This is a genomic window from Mycobacterium marinum (genome assembly GCF_003391395.1).
In the GTDB taxonomy this organism is placed as follows: Bacteria; Actinomycetota; Actinomycetes; order Mycobacteriales; family Mycobacteriaceae; genus Mycobacterium; species Mycobacterium marinum.
Genome location: NZ_CP024190.1, coordinates 254,495 through 280,408, shown reverse-complemented (window position 1 = coordinate 280,408; position 25,914 = coordinate 254,495). Strand labels below are relative to the sequence as shown.

Annotated in this window: 24 protein-coding genes; 10 read left to right on the top strand and 14 right to left on the bottom strand. The window is 66.2% G+C overall.

Features of this window, described 5'->3' with window-relative positions; genetic code table 11:
• Positions 1-3: 3 nt before the first annotated feature.
• The 7 genes from CCUG20998_RS01215 to CCUG20998_RS01185 all read right to left on the bottom strand — a co-directional run bounded on the left by CCUG20998_RS01215 (position 4) and on the right by CCUG20998_RS01185 (position 7,968).
• The gene (locus tag CCUG20998_RS01215) at positions 4-2,847 is read right to left on the bottom strand and encodes an MMPL/RND family transporter (RefSeq protein WP_051173420.1); all 2,844 of its coding nucleotides are present in this window, start codon (positions 2,845-2,847) and stop codon (positions 4-6) included.
• Between the two features lie 150 nt (positions 2,848-2,997).
• Complete coding sequence (locus CCUG20998_RS01210; RefSeq protein ID WP_020727726.1) at positions 2,998-3,801, bottom strand: SDR family NAD(P)-dependent oxidoreductase; 804 nt, start codon at positions 3,799-3,801, stop codon at positions 2,998-3,000.
• A 101-nt stretch (positions 3,802-3,902) separates the two neighbouring features.
• A complete protein-coding gene (locus CCUG20998_RS01205) occupies positions 3,903-4,388 on the bottom strand; it encodes an SRPBCC family protein (RefSeq protein WP_036456907.1) in 486 nt (161 codons plus the stop codon).
• 357 nt (positions 4,389-4,745) lie between these two features.
• Positions 4,746-5,501, bottom strand: coding sequence for a 5'-methylthioadenosine/adenosylhomocysteine nucleosidase (locus CCUG20998_RS01200; protein ID WP_020731363.1), 756 nt, complete (start codon positions 5,499-5,501; stop codon positions 4,746-4,748).
• Between the two features lie 110 nt (positions 5,502-5,611).
• Positions 5,612-6,436, bottom strand: coding sequence for a hypothetical protein (locus CCUG20998_RS01195; protein WP_020731362.1), 825 nt, complete (start codon positions 6,434-6,436; stop codon positions 5,612-5,614).
• Complete coding sequence (locus CCUG20998_RS01190) at positions 6,433-7,062, bottom strand: TetR/AcrR family transcriptional regulator (RefSeq protein WP_020731361.1); 630 nt, start codon at positions 7,060-7,062, stop codon at positions 6,433-6,435. The genes CCUG20998_RS01195 and CCUG20998_RS01190 overlap by 4 nt, the downstream gene beginning before the upstream one ends.
• Positions 7,063-7,107: 45 nt before the next feature.
• Entirely contained in the window at positions 7,108-7,968 is an 861-nt protein-coding gene (locus tag CCUG20998_RS01185; protein ID WP_020731360.1) for an SDR family oxidoreductase, read from the bottom strand.
• Between the two features lie 70 nt (positions 7,969-8,038).
• Between CCUG20998_RS01185 and CCUG20998_RS01180 the strand changes: the two genes are divergently transcribed.
• Positions 8,039-8,653, top strand: a complete 615-nt coding sequence (locus CCUG20998_RS01180) for a PaaI family thioesterase (RefSeq protein WP_020731359.1) — start codon at positions 8,039-8,041, stop codon at positions 8,651-8,653.
• 24 nt (positions 8,654-8,677) lie between these two features.
• Here the strand turns inward: CCUG20998_RS01180 and CCUG20998_RS01175 are convergent, their stop codons facing one another.
• Positions 8,678-9,448 (bottom strand): DUF2127 domain-containing protein, encoded by a 771-nt coding sequence (locus CCUG20998_RS01175; RefSeq protein WP_036451748.1) that lies wholly within the window; start codon positions 9,446-9,448, stop codon positions 8,678-8,680.
• A gap of 305 nt (positions 9,449-9,753) precedes the next feature.
• Here CCUG20998_RS01175 and CCUG20998_RS01170 point away from each other — a divergent pair, with 305 nt between their 5' ends.
• On the top strand, positions 9,754-10,554 hold the full coding sequence (locus CCUG20998_RS01170) for an enoyl-CoA hydratase/isomerase family protein (protein ID WP_020731357.1): 801 nt from the start codon (positions 9,754-9,756) through the stop codon (positions 10,552-10,554).
• Positions 10,555-10,611: 57 nt separating this feature from the next.
• On the opposite strand, the gene CCUG20998_RS01165 is transcribed toward CCUG20998_RS01170, so the two are convergent.
• A complete protein-coding gene (locus CCUG20998_RS01165; protein WP_020727718.1) occupies positions 10,612-11,211 on the bottom strand; it encodes a class I SAM-dependent methyltransferase in 600 nt (199 codons plus the stop codon).
• Between the two features lie 116 nt (positions 11,212-11,327).
• Between CCUG20998_RS01165 and CCUG20998_RS01160 the strand changes: the two genes are divergently transcribed.
• Positions 11,328-12,140 (top strand): SDR family oxidoreductase, encoded by an 813-nt coding sequence (locus tag CCUG20998_RS01160; RefSeq protein WP_020731356.1) that lies wholly within the window; start codon positions 11,328-11,330, stop codon positions 12,138-12,140.
• Between the two features lie 45 nt (positions 12,141-12,185).
• Here the strand turns inward: CCUG20998_RS01160 and CCUG20998_RS01155 are convergent, their stop codons facing one another.
• Positions 12,186-13,901 carry a PE family protein gene (locus CCUG20998_RS01155; RefSeq protein ID WP_020731355.1) on the bottom strand — a complete coding sequence of 572 codons (1,716 nt, stop codon included), beginning with the start codon at positions 13,899-13,901 and terminating at the stop codon, positions 12,186-12,188.
• A 150-nt stretch (positions 13,902-14,051) separates the two neighbouring features.
• Here CCUG20998_RS01155 and CCUG20998_RS01150 point away from each other — a divergent pair, with 150 nt between their 5' ends.
• Positions 14,052-15,209: a Zn-dependent alcohol dehydrogenase gene (locus CCUG20998_RS01150; RefSeq protein ID WP_081651114.1), complete on the top strand. Its 1,158-nt coding sequence runs from the start codon at positions 14,052-14,054 to the stop codon at positions 15,207-15,209.
• On the opposite strand, the gene CCUG20998_RS01145 is transcribed toward CCUG20998_RS01150, so the two are convergent.
• From CCUG20998_RS01145 to CCUG20998_RS01135, 3 genes are all read right to left on the bottom strand, one after another.
• Positions 15,093-16,769, bottom strand: coding sequence for a flavin-containing monooxygenase (locus CCUG20998_RS01145; RefSeq protein WP_103654053.1), 1,677 nt, complete (start codon positions 16,767-16,769; stop codon positions 15,093-15,095). The two genes, CCUG20998_RS01150 and CCUG20998_RS01145, sit on opposite strands and share 117 nt — an antisense overlap.
• On the bottom strand, positions 16,766-18,565 hold the full coding sequence (locus CCUG20998_RS01140) for a flavin-containing monooxygenase (RefSeq protein ID WP_020731353.1): 1,800 nt from the start codon (positions 18,563-18,565) through the stop codon (positions 16,766-16,768). Before CCUG20998_RS01140 ends, CCUG20998_RS01145 begins: the two co-directional genes overlap by 4 nt.
• Before the next feature lie 102 nt (positions 18,566-18,667).
• Positions 18,668-19,297 (bottom strand): TetR/AcrR family transcriptional regulator, encoded by a 630-nt coding sequence (locus CCUG20998_RS01135; protein WP_012392234.1) that lies wholly within the window; start codon positions 19,295-19,297, stop codon positions 18,668-18,670.
• 149 nt (positions 19,298-19,446) lie between these two features.
• Between CCUG20998_RS01135 and CCUG20998_RS01130 the strand changes: the two genes are divergently transcribed.
• From CCUG20998_RS01130 to CCUG20998_RS01120, 3 genes are read left to right on the top strand one after another with little or no spacing between them, the layout of a single operon-like run.
• On the top strand, positions 19,447-20,109 hold the full coding sequence (locus CCUG20998_RS01130) for a TetR/AcrR family transcriptional regulator (RefSeq protein WP_020731352.1): 663 nt from the start codon (positions 19,447-19,449) through the stop codon (positions 20,107-20,109).
• Positions 20,106-21,116 (top strand): LLM class flavin-dependent oxidoreductase, encoded by a 1,011-nt coding sequence (locus CCUG20998_RS01125; RefSeq protein ID WP_020731351.1) that lies wholly within the window; start codon positions 20,106-20,108, stop codon positions 21,114-21,116. Before CCUG20998_RS01130 ends, CCUG20998_RS01125 begins: the two co-directional genes overlap by 4 nt.
• Before the next feature lie 38 nt (positions 21,117-21,154).
• Positions 21,155-21,718: a pyridoxamine 5'-phosphate oxidase family protein gene (locus tag CCUG20998_RS01120; protein ID WP_015354048.1), complete on the top strand. Its 564-nt coding sequence runs from the start codon at positions 21,155-21,157 to the stop codon at positions 21,716-21,718.
• A 24-nt stretch (positions 21,719-21,742) separates the two neighbouring features.
• Here the strand turns inward: CCUG20998_RS01120 and CCUG20998_RS01115 are convergent, their stop codons facing one another.
• Positions 21,743-22,216 (bottom strand): SRPBCC family protein, encoded by a 474-nt coding sequence (locus CCUG20998_RS01115; protein WP_015354047.1) that lies wholly within the window; start codon positions 22,214-22,216, stop codon positions 21,743-21,745.
• Positions 22,217-22,417: 201 nt separating this feature from the next.
• On the opposite strand from CCUG20998_RS01115, the gene CCUG20998_RS01110 reads away from it, so the two are divergent.
• From CCUG20998_RS01110 to CCUG20998_RS01100, 3 genes are read left to right on the top strand one after another with little or no spacing between them, the layout of a single operon-like run.
• Complete coding sequence (locus CCUG20998_RS01110; RefSeq protein WP_036456892.1) at positions 22,418-22,630, top strand: heavy-metal-associated domain-containing protein; 213 nt, start codon at positions 22,418-22,420, stop codon at positions 22,628-22,630.
• A complete protein-coding gene (locus CCUG20998_RS01105; protein WP_036456888.1) occupies positions 22,627-23,517 on the top strand; it encodes a hypothetical protein in 891 nt (296 codons plus the stop codon). Before CCUG20998_RS01110 ends, CCUG20998_RS01105 begins: the two co-directional genes overlap by 4 nt.
• Positions 23,518-23,527: 10 nt before the next feature.
• Positions 23,528-25,897 (top strand): heavy metal translocating P-type ATPase, encoded by a 2,370-nt coding sequence (locus CCUG20998_RS01100; protein ID WP_020731348.1) that lies wholly within the window; start codon positions 23,528-23,530, stop codon positions 25,895-25,897.
• Positions 25,898-25,914: the final 17 nt, after the last annotated feature.

Sequence of the window (25,914 nt, the reverse complement as noted above, 5' to 3'; positions counted from 1 at the left end):
GATCTAGCTCCCGGCGGTGGCCGGGGCACTCTCCACCGGCGCCGGCTCGGTGTCGCTCTCGGCGGTTCGCTGGATGGCTCTGCGGTCAGGTCGTGAGCGCACCCGCAGCGGCCACCAGAACCACCGACCCAACAGCGCAGCAATGGCCGGGGTCATGAACGCCCGCACCACCAAGGTGTCGAACAGCAGCCCCAGACCGATGGTGGTGCCCACCTGTCCGATCATCCGCACGTCACTGACCACCATGGATGCCATGGTGAACGCGAACACCAGTCCGGCGTTGGTCACGACCTTGCCGGTGCCGCCCATGGATCGGATGATTCCGGTATTGATGCCGGCGGGGATTTCCTGTTTGAACCGGGAGACCAGCAACAGGTTGTAGTCCGACCCCACGGCCAGCAGCACGATGACTGACATCGCGATCACCAGCCAGTGCAACGGCATGCCGATGATGTGTTGCCACAGCAATACCGACAATCCGAACGAGGCGCCAAGTGAAATCGCGACCGTGCCCACGATCACGCCGGCGGCCACCAGCGCGCGGGTGAGGATCAGCATGATGACGAAAATGAGGCAGAGCGAAGCGATTCCGGCGATCAGAAGATCCCATTTCGCGCCCTCGGAGACGTCCTTGAAGATGGCGCCCACCCCGGCCAGGTAAATGGTGGCGTTCTCCAACGGAGTCCCCTTGAGTGACTCCTCGGCCGCGGTGCGGATCTTGTCGATACTGGCGATGCCGCTGGCCGAGGCGGGGTCGCTGCGGTGCAAGATGATGAAGCGGGCCGCGTGCCCGTCCGGCGACAGGAAGCTTCCCATCGCACGTTTGAAGTCCGCGTTCTCGAACACTTCTGGCGGCAGGTAGAACGAGTCGTCGTTCTTGGCGGTATCGAACGCCTTGCCCATCGCGTTGGCGTTCTCGCTGAGCTCGGTCATCTGGTCGACCATGCCCGACATGGTGCTGTGCATGGTCAGCATCATGGTCCGGATGTGTTCCATGGATTCGATCATCGGCGGGAACGTCTCGGTCATCTGCGGCATCAGCCGGTCCACGTTCTCGAGGTCACCGACCATCACGTCGAGTTTCTCGTCGATCTGGTCCAGACCGTCCAGTGCGTCGAAGAGGGACCGGAATGTCCAGCAGTTCGGGATGTCGTAGCAGTGCTTCTCCCAGTAGAGGTAACTGCGGATCGGACGCCAGAAGTCGTCGAAATCCGCGATTTTGTCCCGCAGTTCGTTGGTGATCTGCTGCATCTCGATGGTGTCGCCGACCATCCGGTGGGTGTTGTCGGCCAGCTGCGACGACAGCTCGTACATGCGCCTGGTCAGCGCGATCGTCTTGGCCATCTCGTCGGCCTGGGTCAGTAGGTCATTCATCCGCGCGCGTTGGTAGTGCAACGACTGCACCTGACCGGCGTTTTGCATGCTGAGCCGAAACGGGATGGTGGTGTGGTCCATGGTTGTTCCGGAGGGCCTGGTGATGGCCTGCACGCGGGAGATGCCCGGAACCCGGAATATGCCCTTGGCCAGCTTGTCCAGCACCAGAAAGTCGGTGGGGTTGCGCATGTCGTGATCCGACTCGATCATCAGGATCTCCGGGTTGATCCGTGCCTGGGAGAAGTGGCGGTCCGCGACCGCGAGGCCCTGATTGGCGGGGATGAAGCTGGGCAGGTAGGCCCGGTCGTTGTAGCTGGGCCGGTAGCCGGGCAGGGTGATCAGGCCGACCAGCGCGACGGCGCACGTGACGGCGAGAATGGGCAGCGGCCAGCGCACGATGGCCGTGCCGACCCGCCGCCAGCCGCGTACCTGCAGCACCCGCTTGGGGTCGAACGCGCCGAACCGGCCGCCGACGACAAGGACGGCCGGCGCCAACGTCAATGCGACGAGCAGGGCCACCAGCATCCCCACCGAACAGGGGATGCCCAACGTCTGGAAATAGGGCATCCGGGTGAAGCTCAGGCAAAACGTTGCCGCGGAGATGGTCAGACCGGAGCCCAGGATGACATGGGCGGTGCCGCGGTACATGGTGTAGAAGGCCGATTCGCGGTCTTCACCGGCCTGGCGGGCCTCCTGGTAGCGACCGACGATGAATATCCCGTAGTCGGTTCCGGCGGCGATCGCCAGTGACGTGAGCAGGCTGACCGCAAAGGTGGAGAGCCCGATGAGTCCGCTGTGGCCGAGCAGCGCGACGGCCCCGCGCGCCGCGGTCAGTTCCAGGCCCACCGTGACGAGCAGCAGGAACACCGTGACGGGGGATCGATATACAAACAGCAGCATGATCAGGATCACCGCGACCGTGGTCAGGGTGATCTTGGCCATGGATCGGTCGCCGCTCTTGTGCAGATCCGCGGCCATCGCCGGCCCACCGGTGACGTAGGCCTTCACCCCGGGTGGGGCCGGGGTGGCGTCAACGATCTTGCGGACCGCCTCGACGGATTCGTTGGCCAGCAGCTCACCTTGCTTGCCGGCCAGGCTCACCTGGACAGTGGCCGCCATGCCGTCATTGCTCTGGGCGCCCGCCGCCGTCAGCGGATCCCCCCAGAAGTCCTGGATGCTCAGCACATGCTTCTTGTCGGCGCGCAGCTTGCGGATCAGCCCGTCGTAGAACTTGTGGGCATCGTCGCCGAGGGGCTTGTCGCCCTCCAGGATGATCATGGCCACGCTGTCGGTTTCGCCTTCGTTGAAGACGTGGCCGATGCGGTTGAGGGCCACGACCGACGGCGCGTCGGTGGGGCTCAGCGACACCGAGCGCTCTTGTCCGACCACTTCCAGTGACGGGACGAACACGCTGAGCAGGACCACCACCGCCAACCAGAACAGGATGATCGGCACCGCGAGGGTGCGGATCATCCTGGCGACAAATGGCCGTTCGGCCGCAGTGGTGCCGGTCTGGCCGGGCACTGACTGTGTGGTACTCACGCGGTCTTCACCCTATCGAAAGTGGGCGCCCCGCCCGCACGCTACCGAAGCACAACTCGAGGACAACTCATTGCGCTGCGCTCACTGGCGCTTCATGGCGGGGTGGATGCGGGCCATGATCGAGCCCATCCAATCCGGTGGCGTTACCCGGATCAGTTCGGCCGAGATGCGGTTGGCAAGACCGGGGACGACGACGGCCTTGCCGGCTGCCAAACCGTCGATTCCGGCCTGCGCCACCTGATCGACGGACTTCCACATGATCTTGGGCAAGCTCTCGGTTTCCTGCTTGGTGAACCCGGCGACGTCGCCGAAGCTGGTGTCCACCGGTCCCGGGCTCAGCGCCGTCACCGAAACACCGCTGCCGTGCAGTTCGCCGCGCAGGCTATGGGTGTAGGACAACACGAACGCCTTGGCCGCGCCGTAGGCCGCCTGCCCGGGCAGGGGGGCGAATCCGGCCACCGACGCCACGTTGAGCACCGCGCCTCGCCCGCGTTCGACCATGGCCGGCAGAAACCGGCTACACAGGTCGACCACCGCGGCCACATCGACCTCGACCAGGTTGAGTTCCTGTTCGGGAACCGATTTCGCCACCGGACCCAGCGTCGACAGCCCCGCGTTGTTGATCAGGATGTCGGGCACCAGGCCCAGCGCCGCCACCCGGTCGACCAGGCCGGCGCGGTCGCTGCGCACAGACAGATCGGCGGGCAGCGGGTGGGTATCCGAACCCAACCGTCCCGCGAGGGCTTCGAGGCGGTCGGCACTGCGGGCCACCAACACCACCTGGTAGCCACGCTGGGAAAGGATCCGGGCGAATTCCTCGCCGATGCCCGACGAGGCGCCGGTGACGATGGCGGCGCGGTCTTTTCCTGGTGGTGGGAGAGCCATAGGGTGACCGTACCGGCCCACTGGGCCGGATAGGGAAAGCCGCGGCAACTGGGCCGACTCGGGGCACTTCCCGGCCGGGGTTCCCGGTGGTGGCCCGGTGATCAGTCGCCGGCCGCAGCGGCCTCGGCGTGCCCCGCGAGGCGGTCCAGCGAAGCGCGCAGCTGCACGGTGGTGGTGGCCCGCGCCCGGGGGAACCGCGCCGGGTCGGACAGCTCCGTCCAGTCGTATGTGTGGGTGACCAGGGTGCGGGTATCGCTGATCGGGGTGAGCTCCCAGCGCCAAAGATGGCCGGGCGGCGTTTTTCCGAGTTCTGATGGGCGCCAGGCGATCAACCGGGCTTCGGTGAACTCGACGATGTGGTTCTCGCGCACGCTGCCCAGGGTCAGCGTCATGCGGAAGACATCGCCGACCTGGTGTACCCGTTGTCCCGCGGCACAGTGGGCAAGATTGTCGTTGCCGTCCCAGTCGGGCTGGCGAGACGGGTCGGCGATCAGCTCGAATATTTGCGCCGCGCCGGCCGCAATTTCGCGGGTGGCACTCACCACACGTTCGGAGCGGTCGGGCAGCGGGGCGTCGGTATCAACCACCTACCCATCCAAACACTGCGCCGGCTCGGCGCGGGTACCGCGGCTGGCAATCGGTGAGGTGACTTTGGGCCGATCCTGGTGGGGACCTTTGGCCATCGACGCGCCGGTGTTTCGCTGAAATACTGGTTGCTACCAGGGCAACCTGGTGGTCTGTCCGAAGTGCAGTAAGCCCATTTTTGGGCGAGGCCCGCAAGGGCCTGCTTGACCCACCGTCAGAAGACGGGGATCTGCCTTCGGGCAGACCTCTTATGTGCGAGCGCCCAGATATACGTCACTGCGACGAGCCGCGGCGTTTCCTGTACATCAGTTATGTGTCGCGACGGGCACCACCCGCGCCGAGCCGCACCCGCGGATGGTTCAGTCCACCACCGACAGCAGGTGCAGCAATATCCGGGCCGAGCTGACCGAAACCTCGTCGACGAACCGATTGAAATCCAGCCCGGAACCGGCGCCGGCGAGGTCGGAGAGCGCGCGGATGACCAGCCAGGGGATGGCAAAGGACTCGCATACTTGAGCCAGCGCACCGCCTTCCATCTCGATGGCCATGCCGGCAAAGTCGTTGTAGAGCTGGTCCCGGGTGCGCGCGGAATGCAGATACTGGTCGCCGGTGAGGATGGTTCCGTAGTTGATCCGCGGTGGGCGGGCTCCGCCCCCGGCGGCGGCCGACAGCGCTGGCAGGGTGAAGTCCTCGAGGCGGTGTTTGACCCGATCCAGCAGTTCCGGTTCCACCCGATAGCCCAGCTGTTCGGTGGGTTTGATGAACGGGACGTGGCCGGGCTGGTAGGGCTGCAGTCCGTCATCGGTGAGCAACCCGCAATCGTGCTGCACCACGCGATCGGCGATAACTATGTCGCCGATGGACAACGCCGGGTCCAGTCCTCCGGCGACCCCGGTGAAAATCACGGTGTGACAATCGAATCGGTCCGCTAGCAGGGTGGCGACCAGGCCGGCGTTTACTTTGCCCATTCCGGCCGCGGTCAGCACCACCCGCCGATCCCCCAGTTGACCGGCATAGAAACAAATTTGGGCGATCTCCTGTTGATCGGCGGCGACCAGATTGGTGCGCAGATAGGCCAATTCCTGCGGGATCGCGCAGATAACACCTATCGTCACCGTGAACCGTTGCCCTGCAAGTCAATCTCCCATCGCCGGCCAACTCCACCGGTGGCCCAAAAACCTGACCGCGATTGTAGCGACAGGCCAAAGCGGGCTCGGCCGGTCGATCAGGGCAGCGCGGCTACAAAGGTTTCGTTTGTCAGGCCGGCGGCGAGCTCGTCGACGTCGAACGGCCGGTCCAGGCGGGCCCGAAACTTCGCCACATCGACGAGCAGACTTATCTCGTAGGTCTGGCGAGCGAAGAACCGTCCGACAACGGGGTACAGCCGGCGCATCGTGGCCCGGCCCGCGGCGTTGCAGCTTGCCGCGCAGTAGCCGACGTGGCCCAATTCGTCGGTGAGTATCTCGCTGTAGAGGCGCTCGATCCGGGCCGCCACCGCCGGTTCGTCGGCGAACAGTTCGACTCCGGCGCGTCGCAGCTCGTCGAACATGATGCAACCCGCCATCTCGCCCGCGCCCACGATTGGGAATGCGAGTCGATCCGGCAGGAACACGCTCATCTTGACGAACTGGCGCACCAGCAACGGTGGCGCAATCACCTGGAACGGCAGACCAAACATGTCCAGCACGTACGCCAGCAGCCGAGTGTGATAGTGCTCCTCGAGTTCGACGTAGACCCGCTCCGGCGGCAGGTCGGCACCGCTGTTGACTCCGTAGGTTTCGCCCAGGTTCACCCCAAACCGCTCAGCCTGGTTCAGCTTGGCGGTGGCCAGCAAGAACAACATCGCCCGGTCGAGTCCCGGCTCGGGTCGACGCCGCCGCAGGTTGCGCAGGAACACCTGCCGATCGACGTGGCGCGCCGAGCGAATGGGCTCGGCTACTAGCGCTGCAAAGAACTCTTCCCGGGTGGCAAGCCGGCGATGCAACAGGTCCGCCTCGCCGTCGCGTCGGGCCAGATATTCGCGGTAGCCCTCGATACCTGAACTGCTCATCGTGCCTCCATTCCGTGAACAACGGTCGTTACAAAGCGGTTCAGTAACGCGGTCCGCGCGTCCGGGGTCGTCGCGCCGGTGGCCAGCAACGCGAACAAACCGGTCAGGAAGATCACCCCCAGCTCACCCGCGTCGGCATCCGGTGGGACCCGATCCGCCCGCTGCGCCTGCGCGATCGTCTCAATGACGAATTCGGCCAACGGGTGTTCGCCCAGCTGGTCCTCGACCGGCCGGGTTGGGGCAAAGTGCAATCCGAGCATGTCCCGGAACACAAGCGGGCCCAGCCGTCGCTCGACGGCAACCACCTGGTGCGCCAGCGAACTCAATACCGATACCAGGTCGGTGGAATCGGTGGTTGGATCGCGCAGCTTTGCCACAATGGCGAGTTCCTCGGCGCGCTCCAACTCCACCAAGACGTGCTCCTTGGTGGGGAAGTGGAAGTAGAACGTCCCCCGTGCCACCCCGGCCGCCGCGGCGATCGCCGCCACATCCGCGCCGGCTAATCCGCGCCGACCTATCTCGGCGACCGCGGCATCGAATACCCGCGCCCGGGTGCGCAGCCGCTGAGCCGCGCGCACCTTTTGCTGCGGCGAGTGCGGCGCGGTAGTCGACGCGGTCGAGCCCACACCGATACCGTACGAGCATTAACTGACACCTGTCAATGACGGATGTCAGCGAACTGTGGTGCGGGAGCCTCGCCGGAACTTCAGCAGGTAGCCGGGCAGCCGGCGGGCCGGGACCGGCCTCGGCCAGTCGTCGGCGCGAAAGTACGCGTCGGAACCGCCATCCACGAACACCACACTGCCGCAGAGGAAATCCGCAGAGTCGCTAAGCATGAAACATATCCAGTCGGCCATGTGGGTGACCTCGCCGAATCCACCGACCGGGATCGGGAACGACCGGACGGCCTTGGCCTGAGTCGGGTCCGACAGCTGTTCGGCCAGCAGCGGCGTCATGATCGCGCCGGGCGCCAGAGCGTTGAGCCGCACCCCCGATCCGGCCCACTCCGGCAGCACCGCCTGGCGCCGAACCCAATGGCTCACCGCGATTTTCGACGCCGCATACATCAGCGAAGGCGCGGCTCTACCGAACAACCGCACCGCGCGCACCGCCTTGTCGGCATCATGGTCGAGCAGCGCCCGCACGCTGCGCCGCGGCACCATCGGAACAGTCGTCGTCGAATTGCTCGCGATCACAACCGCTTTGGCCCGTTCGGCGGCAGCTAGAGCGGGCCGCCACGCCTGCAATAGCTCCACCACACCCAGGTAATTGACCTGGGCGATGCGATGCAGCCGGCCCGGGCCCGGACTCGGCCCCAATCCCGCGGCCAGCACCGCGCCATCGAGCCTGCCGTCACAGGCCGCAATGACGTCGCTTGCGGCCCGTAACCGGCCCTGCCGTGTCGACAGATCGGCGACGACGTCGGCGCCATCGAGGTCGACGCCGATCACCCGATGGCCCGCTTCCCGAAGCCGACTCGCGGTCGCATTTCCCATCCCAGACGCCGATCCCGTGATCGCATAGGTCCCCATACCGACCTCCGTTCGTTGCTGAGCGCAGTATGCCTGCTCGCCGGCCCCGCAGCGCTGTTAGGTTGCGAGGATGCCCGACGAATGGCCTGGCACCGATTTCGACCTGCTCGAGTCGGTCTACGGGCCACTGACCGCATCGATCCGTCGCCTCATCGACGTCAGCATCCGCACCCAGGCGGATCCGGCGACGGTCACCGCTTCCATGGCCAAAATCGACAGTGCTGCCGAGGAATTGAGTGACGCGCTGCACCCGGGAGGGTTCGGCGTCCAGCTGACTCCGGAGGGTGAGACCGTCGCGTGGGGCAATGTTGTGGTGGGTGTGCGCAACCCGGTCGCACCACCGTTGTCGATCCATCACGAACCCGACGGACTGGTGTGGTCGGAGTTCACCTTGGGCGCGGCTTACGAGGGGCCGCCAGGCCATGTGCACGGCGGCGTGTGCTCGATGATCCTCGATCATGTGCTGGGCGCGACGGCCCATCTGCCGCGCCGCCCCGCCTATACCGGGACGCTGACCTTGCGCTACCGGCGCGGCACCGTGCTCGGACGGCCGCTACGCGCCGAGGGCCGCGTTGAACGTATCGAAGGGGTCAAGACGTTCTCGGTCGGCCACATCGCCGACGAAAGCGGCATAACGGTGGAAGCCGAGGGGATATTCATCCAGTCCAAGCAGATCCGGGCCTGAGCGTCGCCGCGCCGAGCCGGTCCGTCATGTCACCATGGCGGCGCGCTCCAGGTCCAGCAGCTGCTCACCATGCAGTTCCTCGTCATAGGCCTTGCGCCCACCGCGCAGACCGAACAGCCGCTTGGAGATCAGCAGGTACAGCACGGCGGCCACATTGATGCTGAAGGTGACCACCCGGGTCATGGTGATCCCCCTGGCCAGGTCGTGGATCTCCAGCGGCAGGAAGACCGAGGTTGCCACCACCGCGAAGTACTCGCCCCAGCGTTTGAGCAGCCACAGGCCCACCCCCTCGACCACCTGCAGGACGGCGTAGGCGGCGAGCATGAAGGTGATCAACGCGAGCGTCGATGGCTTTGCGGCCAGCGCCTTTTCCAGTTCCTGAACGACGAACATCTGATCGACCTTGAACCCGGCGGCGCGAAAGATCGGCAAATCCCGATCAAGGGTTGTCTGAATGGCTCCCCGCGCGCCGCGAAACTCCCATACCGCCCACGCCGCAAGCCCGAGCACCATCGCCCGAAACAGGCGTTCGACCGCCAACGTGCGAATGATGATGGCCTGACGCAGCGCCTTGCCACGCATGATCAACGGCGCGTCTTCCGGATGCCCGCGGCCACGCGGCGCACCGAGCGTGAAGTCACCACAGCGCAGACAGCGCCACACTTCACCCAACTCGGTGTCGGCGCTGAGCCGGTCCGCCAGTGCCCGGTCATCGGGTGCGTAGGTGGCATGACCGGTCACCGAGCAGACCAGCAGCTCCCAGCGATTCACACCATGATCTTCACGCTTGGTCACGAGCCGATCATTCAACGCGTTGCGCGAACCGTGCAAGCGCGCGCGCAGTGGCATTCCCAAGCCACCGACCAGCTTCGAAGTACGCCATGACCGAACGCAAAGATGGACAAGACATTTCCGAGACGGCCTGCGCTACCCGCTTGGCATCGCGTCTCGTCTTTGTCTCCACAGATCTCGTTTGCCCGCAACGTCATTGCCATGCCGTTGTTACAGCGCACGATATGGAAGTGGGTCGCGCGCGGAGGTAGCTGCGGGCGGCGAGATCGGCAGCCGCACCGGCCACCGGGTGTAGGCTCGTGACGACTATGGATGAGCCCCTGCGGTACGAGAAGCTCGACGGCGGTGTCGCTATCGTCACCAACACGGATGCGCCACGGAACCGGATGGGCCTGGCCTACGTTGAGCGGCTCAGCGAGGTGGTAGACGACATTGCCGCCGACGACGAGATCCGGGCCTTCGTCATCACCGCGGACGGTCTGGAGAACTTCTCCGTCGGGATGAACCTCAAGGAACTGCCAACCGGCATCCAGGCGGCGGGCAGCGTCGACGCGTTCTTCGATCGACGCCTCGATCTCATCCAGCGCATCGAGAACATGGGCAAGCCTTCCGTCGCCACGCTGTTCGGCCACTGCCTGGGAGCCGGCCTCGAACTCCCACTGGGCTGCACCTTCCGCCTCGCCGCCGAGGAAGGGGCGTCGATCGGGCTGCCCGAGTTGCACCTGGGTTCGACTCCTGCCTGGGGAGGCTCGGCTCGGTTGGCCAAGACCGTGGGGCGCCAGCATGCCCTCGGCATGGTCTTGCGGGCCAAGACCGTGACCGGGCCGCAGGCACATGCCATCGGTCTCGTCGATGAGGTGTGGCCACTCGACGAGCTGAAGGACCGAGCGACGCAGCTCGCCCTGGAGTTAGCGGGGCAACCCGCTCTTGCCGTGCGGGCCATGCTGGGAGCCTTTCATGACTGCGAGCACCGGACTTTGGACGATCTACTCGCCGCGGAGCGACGGGCCATCCACGCAACCTTGAGTTCCGATGATGCCCGCGAGGGGATGATGGCTTTTCTCGAGAAGCGCCCGCCGGTGTTCAACCGACCCAAACGGCCTCGGTGAGTCCGAAGCCGTTGCGCTGCTCACGCGGGCCAGCACCGTCGCCTTGAGCTCGGGCGGTCAGCCGGGCGCCTGCCAGGTGATCAGCACCCGCCCATAGAGCAAGCGCCGCACTCGGGCCCCGGGCAGCAGTTCCCGAACTAGTTCGCGCAGCTGTGAAAACGTCACCGGCGGTGGCCATTTGATGGCGGCGGTGTGCTCCCATTTCCGTCTGACTCGATTGGCGACGCCAGTAGCCAGCCACGCGGTGAGGTGCCACAGGACGTTTCGCGGGGACGGTCTGACAAAGGTCACCACCGCCAGCGTTCCGCCGGGCAACACCAGCTCCGCAAGCCGGATCAATGCCCCACGGGTGTCCTCGATGTGGTGCAACGACGCGTTGGCGAGCACCGCGTCGAAGCCGCGATGCGGTAGCTCGCCGGTCATGACGTCGCCGTGCACCCACCGGATGGAGGTGTCGGCGAATCGGTGTTCTGCGCGTCGCAGCACGTCCGCGTCGACGTCCAAAGCGGTGACATCGGGTACCCGGTCAACCAGCCGGGCCGACAGGAAGCCGTCCCCGCACCCGACGTCGAGAGCGGTTTGGGTACCCGGCGCGACGGTGGCAGCCAACAACGCGTCGTAATGAATGTTGATGTTCCACGGTTGTCCCGCCGGCACCTGTCGAAGGTAGCCTCAGCCGCCCTATTGTTGGCCATTGGGGCGGCCCGGGCCGCGTTGCCAGTTCGCGCGGGTTCGGGGAGTAGGTCGGCGGGGCCGAAGAAGATGGGGTAGCTGTGAGCCGGAACGTTCTGACCGTGATCGGGGTCGGCGGCATGGGTCAGGCGATCGCCCGGCGGCTCGGCTCGGGCAAGACGGTGCTGTTGGCCGACAATAACGCCGACACGTTGGCATCGGTAGCCGAATCCCTTGCCGCGGAAGGACATGACGTCAGGAGCCGCGGCGTGGATGTCTGCGCCGCGGAGTCGGTTCACGATCTCGCCCAGTACGCCGCCACCCTCGGTGCCGTCACACAATTGGCGCACACCGCGGGGTTGTCTCCGGCGCAAGCGTCAGCGCAGGAAATCCTGGCCGTCGACCTAGTCGGCGTTGCGCTGGTGCTGCAGGAGTTCGGCGCGGTGATCGCCCCAGGGGGCGCGGGTGTGATCATTGCCAGCATGGCGGGCCATCTGTTGCCGCCGCCCAGCGCCGAACAAGAACACGAGCTCGCCCACCGCCCGCCCGGACAGTTGCTCGAACTGGCCTTCGTCGGCAGCATCGTGGAGCCGGCCTTCGCCTATCCGTTCGCTAAGCAGGCCAATAGCATTCGGGTCCGTGCGGCAAGCCGACAATGGGGGCAGCGGGAGGCACGAGTCAACTCGATCAGCCCCGGCATCATCTCGACACCCATGGGACAGCAGGAACTCGCCTCCCCGGTCGGCGATGGGATGCGGGCGATGATCGCCATGTCCGGGACCGGTCGAATCGGAACCCCCGACGACATCGCCGCAGCGGCGGCCTTCCTGCTGGGCCCCGAGGCAACATTCATCACCGGGGCGGAGCTCCTGGTCGACGGCGGTGTCGTCGCCGCCATCAGGGCGAGCGGCTAGCCGCACGAGCCAGACCGGGCAACCGGTCAGACCGTCATCTGGATGCTAGACCGTGGATGGCGCATCGAAGTTGTGCAGGTTCTGGTTTGTCCCCTCACTCACGGTCACGTAGCCGTTGCCGTCCGGGTGAAAGGCTATCGCTTCGCCCTGCGACTCATCCGGTGTCGGGCCGGCAACCGCCGGCTGCGCCAACGCCATCCAAATGTCTTGGGAAGGATCACGATTCCACAAGTAGACGTGGCCATAGGTGCGCACGGCCAGTTGCGTTCCGTCCGGCGATACATCGGCCCCGGTCACCAAGTAGCCAGAGCCGCTCGGCAATGCCAGCGTGCCCACGTCCTGCAGGGTGGTGGTGCTGCCGCTAGCCAGTCCAGTGGGCGCCGAATAGATCGCGGGATTGCCGCTCGAGGTCTTGTCAATGATGAGCATGCGTCCCGTGCGCGGGTCCACCATGAGCGCCTCCGCGTTGTGTGGGCCGTCGGGATATTTGAGATTGAGCGTGTCCACACCGGTCAGCGTGGTGGTGACGGGGTTGGCGGCGGTGCCGGTGACTATCGGCTCCGGTACCCGATAGACGGCTATTGCGCTGCGGGAGAGCCCATTATCGCCAATGTCGCCCAGGTAGAGGTAGGACTGGCCCGGCACCGGTCCGGGACCGATCGCGATGTCCTCCCAGTCGGATGCCTTCGCACCGCTGAGCGTGTAGGTGCCCAGCGTGGCCCCGCTCTTGGCATCGATGGCGAATACCCGCGCCGTATCCCCGGAATCGTTGTGCACCCAATAGATGTTCGGGTTGGCGACGCCGGACTCGATGCCGGATATCTCGTCGAGTGAGGCATTCGTAATGGGTCCGGCGTTGGACGCCACCAGGTCCCTCCCGGCGGCCGCGTCAACCGCGTTCTGGCCGGCCCCAGAGCCCGGGTCCGGCGGATTGCCGGGGTCACCCGGCGCACCGACATGCGCGCCCTGGGCACCATCGGAACCGGCGTGGCCGTAGAGCCGGCCGCCGTTGCCGGCGGCGCCGCCGGCCCCGGGGTCGACGCCCGACCCGCCGCTGCCCCCGTTTCCCCCGTCACCGATCCATTGGGCCGAGCCACCCGGGCCGCCCGGGCCGCCGGTTCCGCTGGTTCCACCGGAACCGCCCTGCCCGCCCAACCCGCCGTTACCGAACAACAGTCCGCCAGATCCGCCGCGGCCGCCCGCCTGCGCCGACGTCGTGCTCACCCCCGAACCGCCCTGCCCGCCCGCCCCACCGGTGCCGATCAACCCCGCATTACCGCCGTTGCCGCCGACCTGACCGGCGGCGCCGGACCCGCCGTCGCCGCCATTGCCGTACAACAATCCGCCGGGGCCGCCGTCGCGGCCGGTGCCCGGCGCACCATCGGCACCATCGCCAATGAGTTGGCGGCCCGTTAGCGCCTGGCTCGGCACATTGATCACGCCCAGCAGGTCCCGCTCGACGAGCTGTAGCGGCGAAATGCCGGCCTGCTCGGCGGCACCATACGCACCCCCGGCGCCACCCAACGCCTGCACGAATCGAGCGTGAAAGGCGGCCACCTGAACGCTGATCGCCTGGTACTGCCGCCCCTGGCCGGAAAGCAGCGTTGCGATGGCCGCCGAGACCTCATCACCGGCGGCCGCCAGCAGTGCGGTGGTGGAGCCGGCGGCCGCCACGTTGGCCGCACACACCGACGAGCCAACGCCCGCCAGATCGGCCGCGGCACTGGCGAGCAGGTCTGGGATCGCGACCAGATGCGACATCGATGTCCTTCCGCCACGGGACGACCGGTCATATAATCAATCGATTGATTGTAAGAGACGGCCTGGCTTTCAGGACGAGATTGCGAAGCCACTTGGTGGCAAGGTTGTGCTGAGTTGTCGAGGCGACCTGCCAGAGGAGGACGACCTTCAATGAGAAGCCGCGCGGCCATCCTTTATGGGTACGGTCACCCCTGGACCGTCGAAGAATTCGAGCTCGACCCGCCGCGCGCCGGCGAGGTGCTGCTGCAACTGAGCGCGACCGGACTGTGCCACTCCGATGAACACATCCGACGCGGCAACCTCGCGCCACCACCGGAAACACTGCGCTCTTTGGGGCTGCCGACCATGTCCCCGACCATCGGCGGCCATGAAGGATCCGGCGTCGTGCTCGAGGTCGGCGAGGGGGTGACCCGGTTCGCACCCGGCGACCATGTGGTGACGTCTTTCATCGCGGTGTGCGGCCAGTGCCGTTGGTGCGCAACGGGAATGGAATACCTATGCGATACCGGATACGGCACCTTGGCACCCGGAATGCCCACCGACGGTACGTTCCGTCATCACAGCCTCGATGGACGCGACCTCGGCCACGTGTCCAAGATCGGCGCGTTCGCCGAACATACGGTGGTCTCGGCCGATTCGCTGGTCAAGATTGATCAGACGTTCCCGCTGGTGCCGGCAGCCCTGCTGGCCTGTGCGATACCGACCGGATATGGCTCGGCGGCACGACGCGCTCAGGTCCGCGGCGGCGACATCGCCGTGGTGATCGGCGCGGGCGGCATCGGAACAGCGGCCATCCAAGGCGCCCGTATCCAGGGAGCGACCCGCATCATCGCGGTCGATCCCGTTGAGTTCAAGCGCAAATCCGCGCTGACCTTTGGGGCCACTCATACCGCGGCGGCACCGGACGAGGCCGTTGAGACGGTGCGCGAGCTAACTCGCGGCGTGATGGCGGATGTGGTCGTGGTATCCCCCGCCACGATCGGCCCGGCCGACGTCGCGGCGGCACTGTCGCTGACCCGCAAGGGCGGAACCTGCGTGCTCACCGGTCTGCCGGACCCCGCGATGCACTCCATCGCCGTCGGTCTTCAAGACTTCGTGCTGATGAATAAGACGCTGTGTGGCACGGTCTTTGGCTCGTGCAACCCAAAGAGTGACATTCCGCTGCTGGCCACGATGTACCAGTCGGGGCAGTTACTCTTGGACGAGATGATCACCAAGCGCTATTCGCTCGACAGCATCAACGATGCCTACGCCGATCTGGTTGCCGGCGAGTTGATCCGCGGGGTCATCGATTTCAGTCTGAGCTGACGCCGCGCTCCCCGGCCCGCCCCGTTGCGCCGCCGGCGACACCCCCTTGTGGTGCAACCAGTCCCGTGGCCTGATCCGCCAGGTTCGGCGCGCGTATTCCAGCTCGGTGTAAGGCCACTGGGTGACGATGCGCCCCGAAGGTGAGCGGAAGTAGCTCTGGCACTGAGTCCAGATCGTGCGTTCCAAATCCGCGGAGATCTCGTCGTTGTAGCGCCTTTCCGCCTCCGGACGGACATCGAGGTATCCACCGCGGCGCGCCAGCCGACTGACCGCGCTGGCCACCAGGCGCGCGCCGGCCTCGAGTATGTAGACGATCGAGTTTCCGCCCTGGTTGGTGTTCGGACCGTAGAGCATGAAGAAGTTCGGAAAGCCGCCGACTGCCGCACCCAGGTAGGCGGCGGGGTCATCACCCCACCGCTCGTGTAGGGACTGCCCTCCGGTGCCGATCACCTCGATGCCCGACAGGTAGCGCGACGTCTCAAATCCCGTGGCCAGCACCACCGCATCGACGTCTACGACTTGCCCGGCAGTCGTGACGACCGAGGTCTCGGTGACTCGCTCGATGGGATCAGAAACGAGTTCGACGTGGTCGTGCTGTAGCGCCCGGTAGAAGTCATCACCCAGCAGCACTCGCTTACAACGGAACGGATAGCCGGGCGTCAGCGCACGGCGCAGCCGCTCATCGGCGACGACGCGCTCCAGGAAGGAGGTAGCGATCTGGGTGCGCGATGTCACCACCGGATCATCGGCGAAGGTAGCGGTGTTGTCATGCTGGAACTTCCAGATCTGCCAGCGGGTCCGCCGAATTGCCAGCGGGTTGCGCCGAAACTGCCTCAATTCGGTTGCGGTGTAGCGGCGATCGTCCTTGGGAACCATCCAAGGTGGGGTGCGCTGAAATACCGTCAGGCGCCCAGCGAGCTTCGCCAGTTCGGGGACGACCTGCACCCCGCTGGCCCCGGTGCCGATCACCGCCACCCGTTTTCCCGTCAAATCGACACGGTGATCCCAGCCGGCGGTGTGCATCAACGTGCCACCGAAATCGGTCAGCCCGGCGATGTCGGGCAGCTTGCGCGGCCCGAACAAGCCGGTCGCACACACCACTACGTCGGCGGTCAAGGTAGCGGTCCCCCCGGCCCGGTCCACCTGGCAGACCCACCCCCACGTGTCCTCGTCCCAGCGGATCGAGCGGACCCTGGCGCTCAGCATCAGGTGGCGGCGTAGATCGAAATCGTCTACGACCGATTCCAGGTAAGCCAGGATCTCGGGTTGGCGAGCATAGGTGCGGCTCCAGAATTTGTTGGGCGCAAACGAAAATGAGTACAGATGACTCTGAATATCGCAGGCGGCTCCCGGATAGGTGTTGCGACGCCAGGTCCCCCCAACGCCGTCGGCGCCCTCGATAATCACCAAATCATCAATGCCCGCGCCGCGCAGCGCAACGGCGGCGGCGATGCCGCCAAAACCGGCCCCGATGATGACGACCCGTGGTGGGCGCCCACGCCGGGTCGCCGCCCGGAGCCGGCCCGCGAAGTACCGTAGCCGGGCCGCCGGCCGGGTCATCGTGGCACCTGGGCACCACGAATCGCCAGACCTTCCAGGTCCCCTTTGGCCCGCCATGTCTCGAGGATGTCGGCGTATTCGGTGGGAGCGCCGAAGAAGAAGCTGCCCTGGCGAGTCTTGGCATCCGCCTTCCCCTCGCGGTTGTAATAGCCGGGGGTGCAGGTCTTGGCCCGCTCGGCGGTCGCCGCCGAACGGGCCACCACCGCCTCGACCCAAGCGGCCTCGGCCTCCGGCGAGGCCTCAACCTCGCTCACCCCGTGCTCGAGCGCCCAGGCGATGATCCATGCGACATGACTGGCCTGCACATCGAGCAGATATGGAAAGTTCACCGTGAGGCCGGCCTGGGCGATGCTTTCGATGAAGCAGTTCGGGAAACCGTTGGCACACAGTCCCTGAAAGGTGCGCACACCGTCGCGCCACCGGTCGGTCAGGGTGATGCCGTCCCGGCCGATCAGTTCGAAGCCGGTGCGACGGCAGTAGTCGGTGCCAACTTCGAACCCCGTCGCAAAGATCAGGCAATCCAGCTCGTAGGCCACCGAGTCGACCACCACGCCGGACTCGATGATGCGCTCTACGCCGCGCCCCTCGGTATCGACCAGGGTGACGTTGTCGCGGTTGAAGGTCTGCAGGTATTCGTCATGGAAGCACGGCCGTTTGCAGAAGTATCCGTACCACGGCTTGAGTGCTTGCGCGGTGGCACGATCGGTCACCAGCTGATCGACCCGCGCCCTGATCTCCTCCATCTTGGCGAAGTCGGCGAACTCGATTTCCCGCGAGCGTTTCTCCGGGTCCGTCGTGCCGGGGCTGTCGTGACGCATCACGGGAAGCTTGCGGGTAATGCTCGTCCAGGCATCAGCGACCAGATCTTCGGATGCCTGCCCTCCGGCGGTCAGAACTTGAAAGTTCTTGATGCGTCTGCGCTGCCAGCCCGGCTGTAATGTGGCAGCCCACTCGGTATCCGTGGGTTCATTGGCGCGCACATCCACCGACGAAGGCGTGCGCTGAAACACGTAGAGCTGCTGGGCCGCCGCCGCCACGTGGGGCACGCACTGCACTGCCGTCGCGCCCGTGCCGATGATGCCGACCCGCTTGTCGGCCAGATTCTGCAAGCCCTGGCCGGTGTAGCCGTAGTCCCACCGGCTGGTGTGGAACGTCTTGCCGCCAAAGCTGGCGATCCCGGCGATCCCGGGCAGCTTGGGCTTGGCCTGATATCCGTTGGCCATCGATACGAATCTGGCCCGCATCCGGTCCCCGTGATTGGTCCGAATGATCCAGCGGGATATGTCCGCATCCCAGCGGATTTCGTGGACTTCGGTCTGTAGGCAGGCATCTCGGTACAGGTCGTATTTCGCAGCGATGCGCTGACAGTGCGCAAAGATCTCGGCGCCCTTGGCGTACTTTTCGGTCGGAATGTAGCCAAGCTCCTCGAGCAGCGGCATGTACACATACGACTCGACATCGCACGCGATCCCCGGATACCGATTCCAGTACCAGGTACCCCCAACGTCGGCCGCGCGGTCGATCAGCCGCACACTTTGCACACCGAGTTGGCGCAGCCGTGCACCGGTCAGCAGACCGCCGAAGCCGGCCCCGATGATCGCCACGTCCACCTCGTCGGTAAGGGGTTCGCGCGCGAATTCTTCATCCGCCCAGGGATCCTCGCCGAATCGGGAGAACTCACCCGCGATCTCCACGTACTGCGCGATCCCGTCGGGACGCAGCCGCTTTGTCCGCTCTTCGGCGTACTTCTGGCGCAACACATCAACGTCGAACGCGCACCCGACGGTTTCGGTCAAGGTCTCAACTCCGCTCTACGCGAGATGACCCTATAAGTGATCGCTTGATCATATCAAGCGATCACCACGTATTCGAGGCCCCACAAATCGCCAGTTCGACCATCAGCAGCGAAACAGCGTGCCCCTGATCAAACCCTTGGCCGCGCTCAGCGCGGCGTGGAATTGGTCCAGTGGCAGGGTGGCCGCCAGTTCGGTCAGACCGTAGATGAGCGCGTAGATCGCCTCTATCGCACCGGCCGTATCGGCCTGCTCGGCAAGCTCACCCCGGCGCCGGGCATCCTCGACCAGGCCCCTGATTATCTCTCGAAACGCGGTGAACCCGACTTCGCCGAGTTGGCCGCTCCCCTCCTGGGCGTCCAGAGCGATCCCGTCTTCGGCCCGGATGGCGAACTCGAAGGCGGCCAGTTGCGGGTATTCCCGGATCAACTCGCCGCACTCGTCGAGCACCGCTTCGATGCGATCAACGATGTTGCCGCCGCCTTCGGCGGCCCGCCGCAGTCGCGGCATCGCCGCATCGGCCCTGGCCGCGATCGTCTCCTTGATCAGCTCGGACTTGTTCGGAAAGTAGTTGTACAAGCTGGCACTGGTCACATTCGCGGTGCGAGCGATCTCCCGGATGGTGGCACGCGCATATCCCACTTTGCTGACACACTGCATCGTCGCGACGATGATCCGTTGACGGGTTTCCTCGCCACTGGCGCCCACCGGGCGGCCCAGCTGCGTGCGGGTCATTGCGGTCGGATCCTCACCAACGGGTCTTGCATATTCATCGGCCGTGGGCGCTTTGCGGGCATAGTCGAATATATTCGAATGATCATGACTTCCGGCGTCCGCGGGGCCGCGGTGAGTGATCGACAGCCCGATTGCGAGTGCCGCCTGACATGACCGTCCCCACCTTCTCGACGAGATCCCAGCTCGGCCGGCCGGTGGGCGCGCGCGGCGAACAAACCCGGCAACGGATCATCACCGCGGCAATGCGTTGTGTGGCCGAGGCCGGCCCCGCCCAGGCGTCGATCCGCGAGATCGCCAAGGCGGCCGACATGACCAGCGGCAGCTTGTACCACTACTTTCCGAACAAGTCGGAGCTACTCAATGCCACCGCCACGGAGATCGAAGAGATCGTCTTGCCCCGGCTCCATGCCGCCGCGGCCTCTTCCGATGACATCGTCGACCGGCTCGACGCGGTGTTGGATGAGTCGAAACGGTTGATGCGCGACTATCCCTACCTGGCCGGGTTCCTACGAGCGGTGCGCGCCGAGAATGCCGACCAGACCGGTGGCGGCCGCCGAACCTACCCGGGCTCCAAGGCCCTTCGCGACGTCATCACCGAAATCGTCGACGACGCCCGGGGGCGGGGCGTGCTGTCCGCCGGCATCGCCGCCGGCGCCGCGGTGGACGCCATCTGCGCACTGACGCGCGGCCTCACCGAGCAAGCGGCGAATCTGGGTCCGCAGTCCTACGACGTCACACTCGACTCGGCCAAGCAACTGCTCCGAGGATCACTGTTCGCGGGAGCCAAACCAACGGCCACGCACCGAACATGAGTTTGCTGACCGCGTTGCGGCTGAACATGACCAACATCGCCGATCCGGCGGCCGACCACGCCCAGCGCTATCGCGCCGCGCTCGACATGGCCGAATATGCCGACCACCACGGGTTCACCGCGGTCAGCGCCGAAGAACATCACTTGGCCGCGACCGGCTGGCTGCCGTCGCCGCTGATTCTGGCCGCCGCGGTGGCCGGACGCACCCGAAACGTGCGCATCAGCATCAATGCTCTGATCGTCCCGCTCTACGATCCGGTTCGGCTCGCCGAAGACATCGCCGTGCTCGACAACCTGTCCCTGGGCCGCTTCAGCTTCGTGGCCGGCATGGGCTACCGGCCCCAGGAGTACCACGCCGCCGGCAAGGACTGGTCGCGCCGGGGTGCCCTGATGGACCACTGCCTTTCGGTGCTGTTGCAGGCGTGGGGCGATGATCCGTTCGAATACGACGGCCGGCTGATCAATGTCACCCCCAAACCGCGCACCCATCCACACCCGATCCTTTTCGTCGGCGGGATGAGCGTTGCGGCGGCCCGCCGGGCCGCGCGCTTCGGCTTGCCGTTCTCGCCACCGATGGCGATGCCCGAACTCGAGGCCGTATACCACCAGGAGCTGGCCCGCCGTAACCAGCGGGGATTCGTCTACCACCCCGAAAACGGCAGCACCGTAACGCTACTGCACGCCGACCCCGACGAAGCCTGGTCCCGGTTCGGCGGTTTCATCATGAACGAGGCCGCCGAGTACAGCGGCTGGAAGCGCGCCGGTGTCCCCCGCCCCAACGAAGCACCGGCGGCTTCGATCGCCGAGCTGCGTGGCCTCGACAACGTGCAGATCCTCACTCCCGACCAACTGGTCGGCCAGCTGCAACGGGGCAGAAAGGAAGTCGTGATGAACCCGCTCATCGGAGGGCTGCCTGTCGAGGTCGGCTGGAGCAGCCTGAGGCTGCTGGCAGAAGAGGTGCTACCCCGCGTTGCCGACATTCCCGAGTCCGCCACCACGAAGCCCTGACCCCTGGCCCGCCTACCCGAGAACAAGGATGGTTCATCATGCTCCTGCCCCTGTCAGCGCAGCCCTACACGGCACCTACCGACCGCGACATGCTGCCGTCCGAGCGCCGCGAGTTCGTCCGCACCCACCGCACGTGCGTGTTTGGATACCGTCGGCGCAACGACGGCCCGGGGATGTCGATCGTCTACTACATCCCCACCGATGACGACGAACTGTTGGTGGCCACCATGGCCGGGCGCGGCAAAGCCAGAGTCGTCGAGCGCGACGGCAAGGTCAGCTTGTGCGTCCTCGACGAGCGTTGGCCGTTCACCTATCTGCAGGTCTACGCCGACGCGATGCTAGATCCGGACCGTGAGCTGGCGGTCGACGTCATGATGGCCGTTGCCGGCCGGATGTCGGGGCAACCGCTCGACGCCCAGGCGCGCCCGAGCGTCGAGGCGATGTGCGAACGCGAGAACCGCGTCGTGATCCGCTGCCGGCCGTACTCCACCTTCGCGACGCCGCCACGACACCTGCACCGAAACGACCAGGTGGAGCAACTGACGCACTGGGTGTCGGGAGTCGTGCCCTGGGACGCCGCGGACCCCGCGTCATCACGGTGAGTGACGGCGGGGGCCGTTATTGACCTATCGCGCGGCGTAGCGGTCACGCAGCTTGGCCAGCGTTGCTTCGATGCCGGCCGCGTTGGCCTTGCACGCGCCAATCCGCTCGTAGTACTTGAGCTTGTTCTTGAGCTCACCCGCCGCGTGGTAATCAAAGGTCTCGGTGACGCGGGTGAGCGTGGGCGAGAGAGACTCGAACTCCCATCTCCAGCGGTGCCCGGCCGGATGCCGCCATTCGACCAATTCGTTGGGCTTGAGAGCGGTCACCGTGCTGGTGATGCGGTACGGCACGCCGAACATCCGCATGTTTGTCGAGAACTTCGTGCCGGCCACCAGGGTCACCGGCGCCTTGATGTTGTCGCGAACCGTGCCGGAGCCGTCCAGTTCGCTGTGGCGCCGCGGATCAGCAACGATTGCGAACAGCTCGGCCGCGGGAGCGGCCACTTCGACGGAACGACTGACCCGACGAGGGCCCGCATCGACAACCACGACAGTCATCAGTTCTCCTCGCGTCACGTGAACTCGGCCCCAGCCTACGTAACCCGCTAGCCCATTTGCCTTGCCACCGGCCGGTAGCCGCTCCACACCCGGGACACCCGCTGGAAAAACATCACGCCCGAAGCCCTTGACAGATATACCCCCTGGGGGGTATATAGACAGGGTGGTTACATACCCCCATGGGGTATAGATGGGAGAGTGATGAAGACCAGCGAGTACCAGGTCGCCGGGATGCGATGCGGGCATTGCGAATCCGCCATCCGAAGCGAGGTGGCCCAGATCCCGGGTGTCGCCACGGTCGCCGTCAGCGCGCGAACGGGCAGGCTGCTGGTTGCGGGGTCGGCTCCGATTGATCCGACGACGGTGTTGGGTGCGATCGACGAGGCCGGCTACCAGGCGGTTCTGGTCGCATGAGCGCGCGCGCCAGACTAGCCCTGTACGCGACGGGCATGGCCGCGTTGTTCGGCGCGGCATTCCTGGTCGGGGGTGCGGTGATTGCGCACCCGATCTCGACGTCCTGGGCTCGGTCCGGGCACGCCGGTCACCAGGCTGGGGCGCAACCGGTGCGCGGGGTGTCCCTCAGTGCGGGCGATCTGATGCTCGACGACGTCGCGGCCCCACCCGCGGTCGGAGTGCAGGGCACCTTGTCATTTCGGGTCCAGTCGCTCGGCGGCGTGCCGGTGACGAAGTATGCGATCGAGAACGCCAAGAAACTTCATCTCATCGTGGTTCGCAGCGACGGCACCGAGTTTCGCCATGTCCATCCCACGATGAGCGCCGAGGGCCGCTGGTCAATCCCATGGGCATGGAACGCCGCCGGTACCTATCGGGTGTTCGCCGACTTCGTCCCGGAAGGCGGCAACCCCACGGTCCTGACATATGCGCTCAATGTCGGGGGCATGTTCACCCCGGACCCACCACCGTCGGCGACAAACGTCAGCCGGACCGACGGGTTCACCGTGACCATCGACGGCCCGTTCACGGCCCAGTCACCGTCGCGGCTGATCGCAACCGTCACCCGGGACGGCCAGCCGGTCACGACCCTGCAGCCCTACCTCGGTGCATACGGACATCTGGTGGTGCTGCGCGAGGGAGACCTGGCGTATCTGCATGCACATCCCGAGAATGGCGCGGCGTCGGCCGGATCGGCTAGCCCGGCCCAGATTGCCTTCACCACCGAACCGCCCACCCCGGGCCGCTACCTGCTCTACCTCGACTTCCAGGTGAACGGGCGAGTGCACACCGCCCAGTTCGTGCGCTGCGCTGCAGAGCAATCCAGCCATCCGGCAACACATCAGTAAGGAGCACACCATGCCCGAGACGACCGGTTTGCCGGCCACACTGAGCAACGTCGAGCTGGACATCGCCGGGATGACCTGCGCGTCATGCGCGATGCGCATCGAGAAGAAGTTGAACAAGCTCGACGGGGTCAGCGCGACCGTCAACTACGCGACCGAGCGGGCCACCGTCACTGCCCCGGCCGGGTATGACCCGCAGATCCTGATCACCGAGGTCGAGAAGGCCGGCTACGCAGCGGCTTTGCCGCAGCACCGGCAACAGCCCGCGGCGGCGGCAACAACGGACACGCACGGCGTCGACCCCGAGCTGGCGTCGCTGCGCGGTCGATTGGTCGGCGCGATTGTGCTGGCCGGCCCGGTGATCCTGATGGCGATGCTGCCCGCCCTGCAGTTCCGGTACTGGCAGTGGGCCTCGCTGGCGCTGGCCGCGCCGGTCATCGTGTGGGCGGGCCGACCTTTCCACCAAGCCGCGTGGGTCAATCTCAAACACGCCACCGCCACCATGGACACCTTGATCTCGGTTGGGACCCTCGCGGCGTTCCTGTGGTCGTTGTACGCCCTGTTCCTGGGTACGGCCGGAGAACCCGGGATGCGCCACCCCTTCGAGCTGACCATCACACCCGGTGACGGCGCATCCAACATCTATCTCGAGGTGGCCGCCGGGGTGATCGCGTTCGTGTTGGCGGGCCGGTATTTCGAGAAGCGCTCCAAGCGGCGCGCGGGCGCCGCCTTGCAGGCGCTACTCGAGCTCGGCGCCAAAGACGTAGCGGTATTGCGCAACGGCGCCGAGATCCGGGTCCCCGTCCAAGAACTCACCGTCGACGACGAGTTCGTGGTGCGCCCGGGCGAAAAGATCGCCACCGACGGCACCGTCGTCGCCGGCTCTTCGGCGGTGGACGCGTCGATGCTCACCGGGGAGTCCGTCCCGGTTGAGGTCGGCCCGGGGGACACCGTCACCGGCGCCACCACAAACGCCGGCGGGCGCCTCGTGGTGCGCGCCACCCGGGTCGGTGAGCACACCCAGCTGGCGCAGATGGCCAAGCTCGTCGAGGCCGCCCAATCGGGCAAAGCCGACGTGCAACGGCTCGCCGACCGCGTCTCCGGGGTATTCGTGCCGATCGTCATCGCCATCGCCGTGACCACACTGGGTGTGTGGCTCGGCGCGGGCTATCCGGTCAGCGCGGCGCTGACCGCCGCGGTGGCCGTGCTCATCATCGCCTGCCCGTGCGCGCTGGGACTGGCGACTCCGACCGCACTGCTGGTCGGCACCGGGCGCGCGGCCGCGCTGGGGGTGCTCATCAAGGGGCCCGAAATGCTCGAGTCCACCCGCAGAGTCGACACGATCGTGCTGGACAAGACCGGAACCGTGACGACCGGCAAGATGACCCTGCTCGAGGTGATCACCGTGCCCGACACCGACCGGGCAACGGCGCTGCGTTACGCGGGCGGGCTCGAGGCCGCCTCCGAACACCCCATCGCGGCGGCAATCGTCAAGAGCGCCAGGGCAGAACTGGGCGCGCTGCCCGAGCCGGCGGACTTCGCCAACACCGAAGGTCAAGGGGTTCGGGGCATTATCGACGGGCACGCCGTCATCGTTGGACGCGCCGGCCTGCTAGCGGACTGGGCACAGCACCTCGACCCGGACCTGGCAGCGGCCAAGGATCGGGCCGAGAGCCAGGGCAAGACGGCGGTCGCGGTGGGTTGGGACGGTCGGGCGCGCGCCATCCTGGTGATCGCCGACACCGTCAAACCCACCAGCGCTGCGGCCATTCGGGAGTTCAAGCGGCTGGGGCTAACCCCGGTGCTGCTAACCGGTGACAACCCCACGGTGGCGCGCCACATCGCCGACGAGATCGGTATCGACGAGGTCATCGCCGATGTACTGCCAGCGGGCAAAGTTGCCGCGGTCAGGCGCCTGCAGTCCGAAGGCAAGATCGTCGCGATGGTGGGCGACGGCGTCAACGACGCTGCCGCGTTGGCCACCGCGGATCTGGGACTGGCGATGGGCACCGGCGCCGATGTGGCGATCGAGGCCGCCGATCTCACCCTGGTGCGCGGCGACCTGCGTGCCGCAGCAGACGCGATCCGGCTCTCCCGGCGGACCCTGAACACCATCAAGACCAACCTGTTCTGGGCCTTCGGCTACAACGTCGCCGCGCTCCCGTTGGCCGCTTTCGGTCTGCTCAATCCGATGCTCGCCGGTGCCGCGATGGCGTTCTCCAGCGTGTTCGTGGTGGGCAACAGCCTGCGGTTGCGCTCCTTCACCAGCGTCATCACGGACGCACCGCCATCCATGGGCAGTCCGACGCGATGGGACGCCACACCGGAATCGCCTGCCGAACTCTCATCGCTTTCCGGCGAACCCTCCGGTTGCCCACGATAGCCGCCTTCGGCCCGGAC